Below are 11,102 nucleotides of genomic sequence, written 5' to 3' on the forward strand. Positions count from 1 at the left end.
GCCGTCGGGGTCGGGCGGCCGGGGCGGGTCGCGGCGCAGGTCCAGCGCCGGGTACAGCAGCACTTGGAGGACGGGCCGCGCGGGGCCCGGGGCGCGCAGCCGGCCGGCCGCGACCGCGGCGATCTGCCCGCCGGCGCTGTCGCCGGCGACGCCGACACGCCGGGGGTCCAGGCCCAGTCCGGCCGCGTGCGCGGCGACCCAGCCGACGGCGGCGGCCGCGTCGTCGGGCGCGGCCGGGTACGGGTCCTCGGGCGGGCGCCGGTAGCCGACCGACACCCACGCGACACCGCTGGCCGCCGCCAGCGCCCGCACCACCGGGTCGTAGGAGTCGACGTCGCCCAGCACCCACCCGCCGCCGTGGAAGTACACCAGGACCGGTGCCGGTCCCCGCGCGGCGGGCCGGTAGAGCCGTGCGGGCAGCGGCCCGGCCGCCCCGTCCACGACCAGGTCCCGCACGGTCTCGACCGGCGGCCGGGGGGATCGGGCCAGGTCGGCGGCGAGCACGCGGCGCGCGGCCTCGACTCCGCCGCCCGGCGCGGGGGCCTCGGCGAGGCGGCGGCGCATGAACGCCAGGTACTCCGGATCGCGTCCCATCGAAACCTCCCGGTCCCGGCGCCTGCCCACGCGGCCGGGGCGGGGCGTGCCGGCACCTACGATCACACACGCGCCCGGCACGTCCAAGAGCAAGGCCCGGCCGCCGTCAGGGGCGGGGCAGCCGCGCGGCGGTGTAGGCGGGCAGTTCGCCGCCCTCTCGTCCGCCGGGCCGTGCGGGCGGCCGAAAACCCGTTGCGGCGGTCCGCGCGGCCCGGCAGCCTGTTCGTGCAGGCGCCGGAACGCCCGGCCCGCGAGGCCCCGGAGGGAGCGGTCATGACCTGTCGACGCGGCGATCGCCCCCGGACCCCCGGGCGGGCGGCCCCCTGACACCCGCGTGAACCGTCACGCGCGGCGGCCGCCTCCCGTCCCGGGAGAGCGGCCTTGTTTCGTTTCACGACCTCGTAGCTCAGCGGCCAGAGCACCGGCCCGTCACGCCGGAAGCCGTGGGTTCGAATCCCATCGGGGTCGCACGGCCCGTGCCGCGGGCCCGTGACGTCGTAGCCGAGTGGACAGGCGGCGGTCTGCAGTACCGCTTCACGTGGGTTCGAATCCCACCGGCGTCTCCGGCTCCGCCCCCGCGTCACCCTGGGGGCGGGGCTCCGGCTCCCCGTAGCTCAGCGGACAGAGCGCCGGCCTCCGAAGCCGGAAGCCGCAGGTTCGATTCCTGCCGGGGAGGCACCACCCGTGCCCGGACGGGTGCGCTAGCGGGGGAGGACGGCCACCGCCTCGACCTCGACGAGTTGGTCGTCGTACCCCAGGACCGCCACCCCCAGCAGGGTGCTGGGCGGGTCGTGCGCTCCCATGGCCTCCCGGTACACCTCCCACGCCTCCACCAGGTCGGCCTGGCGCGAGGACGCCACGTACACGGTCGTCTTCACCACGTCCGCCGTCGACGCCCCCGCGCCCTCCAGCGCCGCCCGCAGGTTCCGCATCACCCGGCGCGCCTGCCCGGCGTAGTCGCCCACCGCGACCGTCGCGCCCGACTCGTCCAGCGGGCACGCGCCCGCCACCCACACCGCCCGCACCGGCGTGTCCGCGACCGCCGCGTACGCGTAGTCCACGGCGGCCAGGCCCACGTCCCGCACCAGCCGCACCCCCGGCACCCCCATCGGGCCCCCTCTCGCTCACGATCCGTCCAGCGAGATCGTCGCACGTTCCGGGGGCCGCCGGCCGGTCGAGGAGCCCGGGGAACGGCGGCGGGCCGCTAACCCGACGTGGTGATCTTGGCCAAGAAGGCGTCCAGGTTGGCGTGCAGGCGGGCGACCTTCTCCTCCACGGTGAGGGACTCCTGCAGATCCCCGCCGACCACGGACTCCTTGCGGCCCCGCAGGTACAGCGAGCAGTCGAGGTCGCCGCACAGGTAGCGCCCGACGGTGTCGCCCTGGCGGCCGGCCTCGCCGGTGCGGCGCGCGGTCATCAGCGCGACGGCGCCGCCGGTGCGGGTGGTCAGGCACAGCGAGCACATGCCGCGCGCGGTGAAACCGCGTCCGCCGCCGGAGGTCACCCGCAGCGCGACCCCGACCAGCCGGCCCCCGCGCTCGGCGACCAGGTGGGCGCGGCCGGGGGAGCCGGGGTCGCGCCAGCCGAGGAAGTCCAGGTCGTCCCACGGCCTGGCGTCCAGGTCCCGTGGCAGCCCCAGCCGCTTGGCCTCGCCCTTGGAGCAGTTGACGAAGGACGCGCGGATGTCGCTCTCGGTGATCGCCCTCATGGCCACGAGACTACCTAAGCTGATTCGGTTAGGCAAAATCCTAAGCGGCTTAGGTTCTGGAAGGATGGCCCCATGGCACGCGCGGGGGTGAACGCCGAACGCCTGACCCTGGCGGCGGCGGAACTGGCCGACGAGATCGGCTTCGACAACGTCACGGTCACGGCGCTGGCGCGCAGGTTCGGCGTCAGGGAGGCCAGCCTGTACTCCCACGTCCGCAACATGCGGGACCTGCGGGTCAGGGTGGCCCTGTTCGCGCTCGCCGAACTCGCCGACGCCGCGGGCGCCGCGCTGGCCGGACGCTCGGGCAAGGACGCCCTGGTGGCCTTCGCCGACGCCTACCGCGACTACGCCCGCGCGCACCCGGGGCGCTACGCCGCGAGCCGCCTCAGCCTCGACCCCGAGACCGCGGCGACCAGCGCCGCCGTCCGGCACGTGGAGATGACCCGCGCGATCCTGCGCGGCTACCGCGTCCCCGAGTCCGACCACATCGACGCGATCCGGCTGCTGGGCAGCACCTTCCACGGATTCGTGAGCCTGGAGGCGGCCGAGGCCTTCCGCCACTCCAGCGACGCCCGCGGCACCGACGCCTCGTGGTCCAGGATCCTGGACACCCTCCACGCCGCCCTCTCCAGCTGGCCCCCGTCCTGACACTCCGCGCCATTCCGAACCCCTCGTTGCTCCCTCGCCACGAGAATGCGCCGGATCAGCGAGCGGAGACCACCCTCGGACGGTACTGGCCATGACCCGCCTACATGGCGGCCGGGTTCGGGAGCGGAGGGCCGGGTCGGACGACCATCGCGGGGCCGGGACTCATGGTCTCCGATCAGTCCTGAATCAGCGCGGCGAACATGCCGGGCTCGTAGGAACCCCCCGGGTTGCGCACGATGGCGTTCATCCGCGTTGACGCGTTGATCGCGGCGACGGCGCAGACCAGCGCGCCGATCTGGTCGTCGTCGTAGTGCTTGCGTACCTCGGCCCAGGTCTCGTCGGACACGCCCCGGTGGGCGTCGCCGAGCCGGGTCCCCTCTTCTGCGAGCGCCAGGGCCGCCCGCTCGGCCTCGGTGAACACGGTGGACTCGCGCCAGGCGGCGACCAGGTTGAGCCGGACCGATGACTCACCGGCGGCCGCGGCCTCCTTGGTGTGGAGGTCGGTGCAGAAACCGCAGCCGTTGATCTGGCTGACGCGCAGTTCGACCAGGTCCCGCAGGGCCTTCGGCAGCGTCGACTGGTCCAGGGCCAGCGAAGCGCTGTAGAACCGCTTGATGAATTTCGCGGCGGCCGTGCTGTCCAACAGGTTGAATCGGGATTCCATGAAGCGTCCTCACTCGTGGTGTTGAACAGGAACGAGCATGAGACGCCGGCGACCGGATCGTTGTGACAGCCCTGCCGGCTCCGCCGGCGACCGATCGTCGGCGAGGACCGTCCACGACTCCGCCCTCGTCAGGACGTCCTGCGCGGGCGGTCGGGGTTGAGCAGCTCGCGGGGGAGTGCTTTTCGCCACCACCGTTCGATCCGGTCGGGCGTCCATCGGCGTTCGTTGACGAAGGTGTCGTAGGTGTCGATGTTGCACATGGCCGCGTAGATGTCGATGGCGGTCTCCAGGTCCAGGCCGTCGCGGAGTGATCCGTGCGGCCAGGATCCGAACACCTCGCGCCTGTTCTGGTCCGCGGCCTTGCGCCCGTTGGTGTAGATGGCGGCGAGTTCGGGTTCGCTGCGTCCGGCGTCGCGGATCAGGGCGATGATGTCGCCCGCGCGTTCGTAGAGGCGGCGGTCGAAGGCGGCCATGGCGCCGAGCTGGTCCGCGGGGCCGGCGGCCGGGTCCTCGAGTTCGTCGAGCGCCCGCGTGAGGTCGGCCGAGAGGTCGGCGGCGTCGGCGAGCGCCCGGGTCAGGCCGGTCTTGTTCTTGTAGGCGGCGTAGACGGTCGGCGCGGAGACCCCGGCCTCACGGGCGACGTCCCGGACCGTCGTCACCGCCCAGCCCTGTGCGACGAAGAGCCTGCGCGCCGCTCTGGCGATCTCGGCGCGGGTCTCCAGTGCCTGCGCTTCCCTGCGCATCGAGTCGTAGCGGCGCTTCCTGGGCTCATCGGGCATGACCGACTCCTATGTCTCCAGGATCCACGAGGAGCGCGAGCGCACCGGCAGCGACGAGGCCGCGGTCCGGGAGGGCCTCGCGCACACCGGCGCCGTCATCACGGCCGCCGGACTGATCGTGATCCTCATCTTCGGCGTGTTCATGCTCAGCCCGCAACGGCTCCTGCAGCAGATCGGGTTCGGCATGGCCATCGCGATCTTCGTCGACGCCGTCGTCATCCGCTGCCTGGTGGTCCCGGCCGCGATGCAGCTCATGGGCCGCTGGGCCTGGTGGATGCCCGCCGCCCTGGCCTCCCGCCTGCCGAGCCTGAACCTGGAAGCCGCCACCCCGTCCCGGGTGGCGGAACCCGCTGACCGGCTCGGCTGAGCGGCCCGGTTCGCGCGCTCCCGGTCGGAGAGGGCTCGCCGGTCGGCGTCGGTGAGCCCTCTGCCGCCTCTCAGGATGCAGGTGGCCGGCGTCCTCCGGCCGGGGGGGCGCATGGGCGCGCGCCGCCCGCCTGGGCATAGGGTCGGGTGGCGTGGCGCTGCGACTCGTTCAGGTGAATTTCAAGGCCCGGAGTGATTCGGCCCTCGGCCGGTTCTGGGCGGACGCGCTCGGCTGGGGCGTCTCCAGCGAGGGACCCGGCGTGACCAACGTCCAGCCCGTGGGCTTCGACTGGCCGGACCCCACCGCCGTCTGCATCGATGTCGTCACCGTCCCGGACCCGGAAACGGTGAGGCATCGCACGCACATCGATCTCGCCAGCACCTCGGCGGCCCACCAGGCGGAGCTCGTCGCGCACCTGAGGGATCTCGGTGCGGCGCCCGCCGACGTGGGCCAGGGCGACGTCCCGTGGACGGTCCTGGCCGACCCGGAGGGCAACGTGTTCTGCGTGCTGGAGCCCCGGCCGGTCTACCGGGACACCGGGCCGATCGCCGCGGTGGTCGTCGACTGCGAGGATCCGCGGGCCATGGCCCGGTTCTGGGACGAGGCGATCGACTGGACCCTGCACGAGGTGACCGACGATCACGCGCGGCTGCGCTCCGCCGAAGGCGTCGGGCCCTATCTGGAGTTCGTGCGCTCGCCCGGCGCGAAGGACGTGCGGCACCGCGTCCACATCGACCTGCTGCCGGAACCCGTTGAGAGCCAGGGGCCGGAGGCGGCCCGGCTGCGCGCCCTCGGCGCCGCCGACGCCGACGTGGGCCAGGGCGACGTGCCGTGGATCTGCCTCGCCGACCCGGAGGGCAACGAGTTCTGCGTCCTCGGACGGGGATGACGCAGCGCCTCCACCCGCACCGCGAGGCCGCGGCCGGAAAACCGATTGAGGTGTCCCGCCGCGTTCCCGTAGGTTGCCCGCGGCCCCATCGCAGCGAGGACAGAGGACGGAACCGCGTGACCCCGCCTGCTCTCCAGACCTGACACCTACTTCCGCTCACATCTAGCCGACGCCCCGTCGGCTCCGCCGGGCCGCCCTGGCGCGCCCCGGCCGTTCAGCGTTCGAGGCCGCGCGCAATCGGCCTCGTGTCAGGTCTTGAGAGATCATGTCCGCACAACCTCATACCGTGCTGCCCTGGGCCGTTCGCCGGACCAGGCCGCCCCTGCTGTCGCTGCGGTGCGCCGCCTGCCGATCGGAGTCGGCCACCATCGGCGAGGGCAGGTTCCGCGTCAACGCCAACGGCAAGCTGCTGGACGTGTGGCTGCTGGTGCGCTGCGTGTCCTGCGACCGGACGAGCAAGCTCACCGTGCGCGAGCGGGCGCCGGCCGGGTCCTTCGATCCGGCCGAGCTCGACGGCTACCGCTCCAACGATCCGGACCTGGTGGCGTCCACGCTGCTGGATCCGCTGCTCGCCCGCCGCAACCGCTTCACCCTCGACTGGGCGGGGGCCTGGCGGCTGGACGCCCCGCCGGCACGGCTCGACGGCGCGTGGCCGATCCGGGTGGAGGTCGCCTTCGAGGATCCGGTGCCGGTGCGCCCTGAACGGCTCATCGCTCAAGGACTCGGCCTCAGCAGGAAGGGGGCACTGCGCCGGGTCAAGTGCGACGTCCCGCTGCGCCGCCCGAGAAGCACCGGATTCGCCTTCACCGTGATGCCCGCACCCTAGCGGGGACCAGCGGGGACGCAGCCGCACGACTGCGTCCCCAGCCGGGGTCGGCGTTCGGCCGGTCGCCGGTGAGGAGGCCATGGGGGCGGCCACCTCAGCTCTCCGACCGGCCCGCTGCTGACCACCCCTTGACCTTCACACTGGTGTGAACGTCGATGATTCTGGCATGACCACCGAGACGCCTGACGAGGAGTACGAGATGCGGGAAGACGAGGCCGGCGGCAGCGGTCACGCGGCGATCACCGAGCAGGTCCGCAGGCCCGCGGGGGCGCGGTCATGAGCGGCGCGCCGTTCGAACCGCGCGCGCTGCTCGCGGGCAGCCGGCTCGGCGTCCTGGCCACGCTCCGGTCGGACGGCCGCCCGCAGCTCTCCCCCGTCATGCCCTTCTACGACCGGGACGCCGACGTCCTCTACGTCTCGATGACCGAGGGACGGGCCAAGACGGCGAATCTGCGCCGGGACCCGCGGGCCGCGCTGGAGGTCACCAGCCCCGACGGGCGGGCGTGGGCCACCGCCGAGGGCACGGCGGTGCTCACCGGGCCCGGCGTCGACCCCCGCGGCCCCGAGGTCGAGGCGCTGGTGGACTACTACCGGCGCGCCGCCGGGGAGCACCCCGACTGGGACGAGTACCGGGCGGTGATGGTGGCCGACCGCAGGGTCCTCATGTCGATGGCGGTCGACCACGTGTACGGCGAGATGCTCGGCTGACGCGGGCGGCGGACGAGCCGGCGCGCGTCAGGTGCCGGATCGAGCGGGCGCCACCGGTCGCGCAGCCACCGGACGGCGGCTTCGGCGGTCTCGGGTTGGGAGCAGCCCTTCGTCACCGGAGGACTTGTACGACTGGGAGAAGTCGGTGTCGCGGCCGGCCGGTCAGGCGCCGTGGTGGGAGCCCGGGACCGCCTCGGGCTATCACGCTTTCAACCAGGGCCACCTCCTCGGCGAGCTCGTGCGCCGGGTGAGCGGCAAGGCGCTCCAGCGGTTCGTGGCCGACGAGATCGCGGAGCCGCTGGGCGCCGACCTGCGGATCGGCGCCGGCGCCGAGGACGATCACCGCGTCGCCGAGATCGTTCCGCCACCGCCGCTTCCCCTCGATCTCGACTCGCTGCCGGCGGACTCTCCCGCGGTCAGGACCATGACCGGCCCGGCCGTCGACCCCGCCGTCGCCAACACCCTTGCCTGGCGGCGCGCCGACATGGGCGCGGTGAACGGCCACACCACGGCCACACCACGGCCACACCAACGCGCGCGCTGGCGCGCACGATGTCGATCATCTCCCGCGGTGGCGAGGTCGACGGGGTGCGGCTGCTCTCGCCGAAGACGATCGACCACATCTTCGACGAGCAGGCCCGCGGGACGGACCGGAGGCCTACATTCGCGCGATCCTCCAAGGAACTGCCGGCTGAGACTCCGGCTTCCAGGGGCCGGACCGGCTTCATCGCGGAGTCCCGGCAAGCGCCCGGCCCGGGTCGCATCCGCCGCCTGCGTAGGGGCTTGGCGGAGAGCACCCCGCCCACACCGGGCCGTTCAGGTCGTGGAGCGTGCGGACTCCTTGGCGGCGGCGGCGTGCTCGGCCGGGCGGGCGGCGGGCGGCGCGTACCCGGGATGGCGAGGGTGACGGCCGCGGCCAGCAGCGCGACGCCGCAGCCGAACAGCATGCTGGTGAGGAAGCCCGACTCGGACGGCAGGACGTGCCCGCCCATGCTCGTGGTCATCTCGGCCAGGACGACGCCGACGACGGCGGCCGACACGGTCGTGCCGATGGAGCGCATGAGGGTGTTGAAGCCGTTGGCCGAGGCGGTCTCCGACGCGGGCACGGCGCTCATGATCAGGGCGGGCATGGCCCCGAGGCGAGGCCGACGCCGGCGTTGCAGACGACGGTGACGACGAGCAGGCCCCACGTCGATCCCATCAGGAACATCGAGCAGCCGTACCCGATCGCGATGACCAGGCTGCCGACGCCCAGGGTGACCTTGGGGGCGGTCGCGGCCGACAGTTTGGCGCCCAGCGGCGAGACCGCCATCATCGTCAGCCCGGACGGCGCCATCCACAGCCCGGCGGCCAGCATCGACTGCCCGAGGCCGTAGCCGGTCGCCTCGGGCAGCTGCAGTAGCTGCATCACGATCAGCGCCTGCGCGTACATCGCGCATCCGACCAGCACCGAGGCCAGGTTGGTGAACAGGACCTGGCGCCGTGCGGTGACGCGCAGGTCGACCAGCGGGTCCCGGGTCCGCAGCTCCCACCACGCCCACGCGGGCAGGACGACCGCCGCGGCGGCGAGCAGGCCGAGGGTGGTGCCGCTGGCCCAGCCCCAGTCGGCGCCCTTGGACACGCCCAGCAGCAGGCACACCAGCCCGGTGCCGAGGCCGAGGCCGCCGACGACGTCCAGGCTTCCCTTCGCCTGCGGGGGCGTGGGCGGCACCAGGCGCCCGATCAGCACGGCGATCAGCGCGCTGAGCACGGCCGAGCCCCAGAACAGGACCCGCCAGTCGCTGTACTCGGCGACCGCGGCCGCGATCGGCATGCCGAGCGCGCCGCCGATGCCCATGGACGCGCTGATCAGCGCGATCGCCAGCCCCAGCCGCGCGGGCGGCAGCAGCTCGCGTAGCGCGCTGATGCCCAGGGGGACCAGGTTCATGCCGAGGCCCTGCAGCCCGCGCCCGACGATCATCGGGACGACGGTGGCGGCGAGCGCGCACACCACCGAGCCGGCGACCAGCGGCACCACGCAGGCCAGCAGCATGGTGCGCTTGCCGAGCAGGTCGCCGAGCCGCCCGGTCACCGGGATGGACACCGCGCCGGCCAGCAGGGTGGCGGTGACGACCAGGCGTTGGAGGCGCTGGTGTCCAGCAGCCGCGGCATGTCGCCGATGAACGGCACCACCAGCGTCTGCATGAGTGCGGCGACGATGCCGGCCGCCGCCAGCACGCCGACGATCCCGCCTGAGCGGACGGCGGGCGCGGAGTCGTCCATGCGGTTCTCAGGATCTCGACATCACGAACGTGTGCACTGTACATATGACGTGGTCGATGCACAAAACGTGTATGATGCACATCCCGATGTGGTAGGCATGCTGCCGTGCGCCGGAGGGAGCCGCACCGTGCGCGCGGGGACCGGGCGGAAGCCACGGGGAGGAGGAGCGGGATGGACAAGCCCACGCACCTGATCGAGTACGAGACGATGCTGCTCGGGCGGCATGTGCACATGACGGGTCCGCGCGGCCGGCGCGAGGGCGGCCCCATGGACCGCAGCGCCTACATCCTGCTCAGCCGCATCCGGCTGGAGGGCCCGATGTCGATCGGGCAGCTCAGCGAGGCGTTCGGGCTGGACCCCTCCACCCTCAACCGGCAGACGGCCGCGATGCTGCGCGCGGGCCTGGTCGAGCGCATCGCCGACCCGGGCGCCGGGATCGCCCGCAAGTTCCGCATCACCGCCGAGGGCGGGCGGCTCCTCGACGAGGAGCGCGACCGCAGCGTCCGGGGCCTGGACAAGGTCCTCGCGGAGTGGCCCCCGCAGGACGTCGCGGCCTTCGCCGCTTACCTGCGGCGCTTCAACACCGACATCGAGCGCCTCGCCGGGCGCCCCTGGCCCCGCCCCGACGAGCCCGCGCCCTGACCGGCCCGGGGGGCTTACCCCCAGCGCGGGGCCGTCCGCGCCGGGCCCGAGGTCGATGATCCGGTCGGCGCGCGCCGTGGCGCCTGGGAGTGTCCCCGCGGAGGTGTGAAGTGGGTCTCTTCTCCTGGCCGCGCGTCACATCGGAGGGCGCGAGGGGGTCGTTATGGTATGGGAGCATTCGCGGTCCAGCCGCGCGAAATGACCTGCCACGCCCTCGTCCACGCCGCCCATGACGCGTTCCGCCGCGACCTGGACCGGCTCGCGGCGGCGGCTGCGGCGGGCAAGGGCGGAGCCGTCCATGTGCGCGCGGGCTGGGAGAACCTCAAGGACCTGATCCGCCTGCATCACGACGTGGAGGACGCGGTGCTGTGGCCGCGGGTGGAGCGCGCGGTGGCGGGCCGCCGGGCCGAGCGCGCGGTGCTGGCGGAGATGCGCGCCGAGCACGCCGGGATCGGGTCGCTGATCGGGCGGGTCGACGTGGCGCTGCGGGACGGCGGCGACCTGCCGCGGGCGGTGCGGGAGCTGCGCGAGGCCGTCGAGGCGCATCTGCGGCACGAGGAGATGAGCGCGGTGCCGCTGGCGGAGTCGGTGCTGGGGCCCGAGGAGTGGCGGGCGGTGGCCGACGAGGTCGGCGGCCGGTGCGAGGCGGGCGCGGAGCTGTTCGTGCCGTGGGTCGTGGACGGGATCGCGCCGGTCGAGCGGAGCCGGTTCCTGACGGCGCTGCCGGTGCCGCTGCGGGAGCGCAACCGGGTGATGTGGGAGCCCCGCTACCGCAAGCGGCGCCTGTGGAGCCTGTGACGGCCGCCTTCGCGTCCGGCGCGGGAGGTCGCGGGCCGGACGCCGCGTGCCCGGGGGGTCACCAGGGGACGGCGCGGGCGTTGATGTGGCTGTCGGCGGGGTTGTAGTACGTCAGCAGCAGCGCGTCGCGGGTGCTGAGGGCGGGATGGCCGATGAGGGCGCGGCACTGGTCGAGGCCGGATCCGTCCGAGCAGGGGACGGCGCCGTCCCGCGCGGG

General features: G+C 73.8%; 15 protein-coding genes and 3 tRNA genes. 11 read left to right on the forward strand and 7 right to left on the reverse strand.

All coding sequences use genetic code 11. The annotated features are described in order from the left end of the window. A partial coding sequence (locus E1281_RS31075) for an alpha/beta hydrolase (RefSeq protein WP_131883282.1) occupies positions 1–594 on the reverse strand: 594 nt, incomplete at its 3' end. A 395-nt stretch (positions 595–989) separates the two neighbouring features. On the opposite strand from E1281_RS31075, the gene E1281_RS31080 reads away from it, so the two are divergent. From E1281_RS31080 to E1281_RS31090, 3 genes are all read left to right on the forward strand, one after another. Then, positions 990–1,062, forward strand: a tRNA-Asp gene (locus E1281_RS31080). A gap of 23 nt (positions 1,063–1,085) precedes the next feature. Next, positions 1,086–1,157 (forward strand) — tRNA-Cys (locus E1281_RS31085). A gap of 40 nt (positions 1,158–1,197) precedes the next feature. Continuing rightward, positions 1,198–1,270: transfer RNA gene (locus tag E1281_RS31090), tRNA-Arg, on the forward strand. 25 nt (positions 1,271–1,295) lie between these two features. Here the strand turns inward: E1281_RS31090 and E1281_RS31095 are convergent. Together E1281_RS31095 and E1281_RS31100 are read right to left on the reverse strand one after the other, a co-directional pair. After that, positions 1,296–1,697 carry a RidA family protein gene (locus E1281_RS31095; RefSeq protein WP_131883292.1) on the reverse strand — a complete coding sequence of 134 codons (402 nt, stop codon included), beginning with the start codon at positions 1,695–1,697 and terminating at the stop codon, positions 1,296–1,298. A 101-nt stretch (positions 1,698–1,798) separates the two neighbouring features. Further along, a complete protein-coding gene (locus E1281_RS31100) occupies positions 1,799–2,302 on the reverse strand; it encodes an FBP domain-containing protein (RefSeq protein ID WP_131883283.1) in 504 nt (167 codons plus the stop codon). Between the two features lie 72 nt (positions 2,303–2,374). Here E1281_RS31100 and E1281_RS31105 point away from each other — a divergent pair, with 72 nt between their 5' ends. Then, a complete protein-coding gene (locus E1281_RS31105; protein WP_131883284.1) occupies positions 2,375–2,950 on the forward strand; it encodes a TetR-like C-terminal domain-containing protein in 576 nt (191 codons plus the stop codon). Between the two features lie 175 nt (positions 2,951–3,125). Here E1281_RS31105 and E1281_RS31110 read toward each other — a convergent pair whose 3' ends face one another. Next, positions 3,126–3,614 carry a carboxymuconolactone decarboxylase family protein gene (locus E1281_RS31110; RefSeq protein ID WP_131883285.1) on the reverse strand — a complete coding sequence of 163 codons (489 nt, stop codon included), beginning with the start codon at positions 3,612–3,614 and terminating at the stop codon, positions 3,126–3,128. A 128-nt stretch (positions 3,615–3,742) separates the two neighbouring features. Beyond that, entirely contained in the window at positions 3,743–4,393 is a 651-nt protein-coding gene (locus E1281_RS31115; protein ID WP_131883286.1) for a TetR/AcrR family transcriptional regulator, read from the reverse strand. On the opposite strand from E1281_RS31115, the gene E1281_RS31120 reads away from it, so the two are divergent. The 5 genes from E1281_RS31120 to E1281_RS31140 all read left to right on the forward strand — a co-directional run bounded on the left by E1281_RS31120 (position 4,392) and on the right by E1281_RS31140 (position 8,090). Further along, complete coding sequence (locus tag E1281_RS31120) at positions 4,392–4,760, forward strand: MMPL family transporter (RefSeq protein ID WP_131883287.1); 369 nt, start codon at positions 4,392–4,394, stop codon at positions 4,758–4,760. The two genes, E1281_RS31115 and E1281_RS31120, sit on opposite strands and share 2 nt — an antisense overlap. Positions 4,761–4,911: 151 nt before the next feature. Continuing rightward, entirely contained in the window at positions 4,912–5,649 is a 738-nt protein-coding gene (locus tag E1281_RS31125) for a VOC family protein (protein ID WP_131883288.1), read from the forward strand. Between the two features lie 265 nt (positions 5,650–5,914). Then, entirely contained in the window at positions 5,915–6,475 is a 561-nt protein-coding gene (locus E1281_RS31130; protein WP_131883289.1) for a DUF1062 domain-containing protein, read from the forward strand. Between the two features lie 276 nt (positions 6,476–6,751). Further along, the gene (locus E1281_RS31135) at positions 6,752–7,183 is read left to right on the forward strand and encodes a PPOX class F420-dependent oxidoreductase (protein ID WP_131883290.1); all 432 of its coding nucleotides are present in this window, start codon (positions 6,752–6,754) and stop codon (positions 7,181–7,183) included. A gap of 31 nt (positions 7,184–7,214) precedes the next feature. After that, positions 7,215–8,090, forward strand: coding sequence for a serine hydrolase domain-containing protein (locus tag E1281_RS31140; protein WP_207943592.1), 876 nt, complete (start codon positions 7,215–7,217; stop codon positions 8,088–8,090). 210 nt (positions 8,091–8,300) lie between these two features. On the opposite strand, the gene E1281_RS31145 is transcribed toward E1281_RS31140, so the two are convergent. Together E1281_RS31145 and E1281_RS41440 are read right to left on the reverse strand one after the other, a co-directional pair. After that, positions 8,301–9,266 carry an MFS transporter gene (locus E1281_RS31145; RefSeq protein ID WP_207943593.1) on the reverse strand — a complete coding sequence of 322 codons (966 nt, stop codon included), beginning with the start codon at positions 9,264–9,266 and terminating at the stop codon, positions 8,301–8,303. Then, positions 9,251–9,445, reverse strand: coding sequence for a hypothetical protein (locus E1281_RS41440; RefSeq protein ID WP_207943594.1), 195 nt, complete (start codon positions 9,443–9,445; stop codon positions 9,251–9,253). Before E1281_RS41440 ends, E1281_RS31145 begins: the two co-directional genes overlap by 16 nt. Positions 9,446–9,616: 171 nt before the next feature. On the opposite strand from E1281_RS41440, the gene E1281_RS31150 reads away from it, so the two are divergent. After that, positions 9,617–10,087 carry a MarR family winged helix-turn-helix transcriptional regulator gene (locus tag E1281_RS31150; protein WP_131883291.1) on the forward strand — a complete coding sequence of 157 codons (471 nt, stop codon included), beginning with the start codon at positions 9,617–9,619 and terminating at the stop codon, positions 10,085–10,087. Positions 10,088–10,255: 168 nt separating this feature from the next. Continuing rightward, the gene (locus tag E1281_RS31155; protein WP_207943589.1) at positions 10,256–10,885 is read left to right on the forward strand and encodes a hemerythrin domain-containing protein; all 630 of its coding nucleotides are present in this window, start codon (positions 10,256–10,258) and stop codon (positions 10,883–10,885) included. Positions 10,886–11,102: the final 217 nt, after the last annotated feature.

This window comes from Actinomadura sp. KC345 (assembly GCF_004348515.1).
GTDB lineage: Bacteria > Actinomycetota > Actinomycetes > Streptosporangiales > Streptosporangiaceae > Spirillospora.

What these genes read in the sequence shown, in the direction of transcription:
- E1281_RS31100 (WP_131883283.1), bottom strand. Translation starts at nt 2,302, where the DNA reads ATGAGGGCGATCACCGAGAGCGACATCCGCGCGTCCTTCGTCAACTGC.
- E1281_RS31105 (WP_131883284.1), top strand. Translation starts at nt 2,375, where the DNA reads ATGGCACGCGCGGGGGTGAACGCCGAACGCCTGACCCTGGCGGCGGCG.
- E1281_RS31110 (WP_131883285.1), bottom strand. Translation starts at nt 3,614, where the DNA reads ATGGAATCCCGATTCAACCTGTTGGACAGCACGGCCGCCGCGAAATTC.
- E1281_RS31120 (WP_131883287.1), top strand. Translation starts at nt 4,392, where the DNA reads ATGACCGACTCCTATGTCTCCAGGATCCACGAGGAGCGCGAGCGCACC.
- E1281_RS31115 (WP_131883286.1), bottom strand. Translation starts at nt 4,393, where the DNA reads ATGCCCGATGAGCCCAGGAAGCGCCGCTACGACTCGATGCGCAGGGAA.
- E1281_RS31130 (WP_131883289.1), top strand. Translation starts at nt 5,915, where the DNA reads ATGTCCGCACAACCTCATACCGTGCTGCCCTGGGCCGTTCGCCGGACC.
- E1281_RS31135 (WP_131883290.1), top strand. Translation starts at nt 6,752, where the DNA reads ATGAGCGGCGCGCCGTTCGAACCGCGCGCGCTGCTCGCGGGCAGCCGG.
- E1281_RS41440 (WP_207943594.1), bottom strand. Translation starts at nt 9,445, where the DNA reads ATGGACGACTCCGCGCCCGCCGTCCGCTCAGGCGGGATCGTCGGCGTG.
- E1281_RS31150 (WP_131883291.1), top strand. Translation starts at nt 9,617, where the DNA reads ATGGACAAGCCCACGCACCTGATCGAGTACGAGACGATGCTGCTCGGG.
- E1281_RS31155 (WP_207943589.1), top strand. Translation starts at nt 10,256, where the DNA reads ATGGGAGCATTCGCGGTCCAGCCGCGCGAAATGACCTGCCACGCCCTC.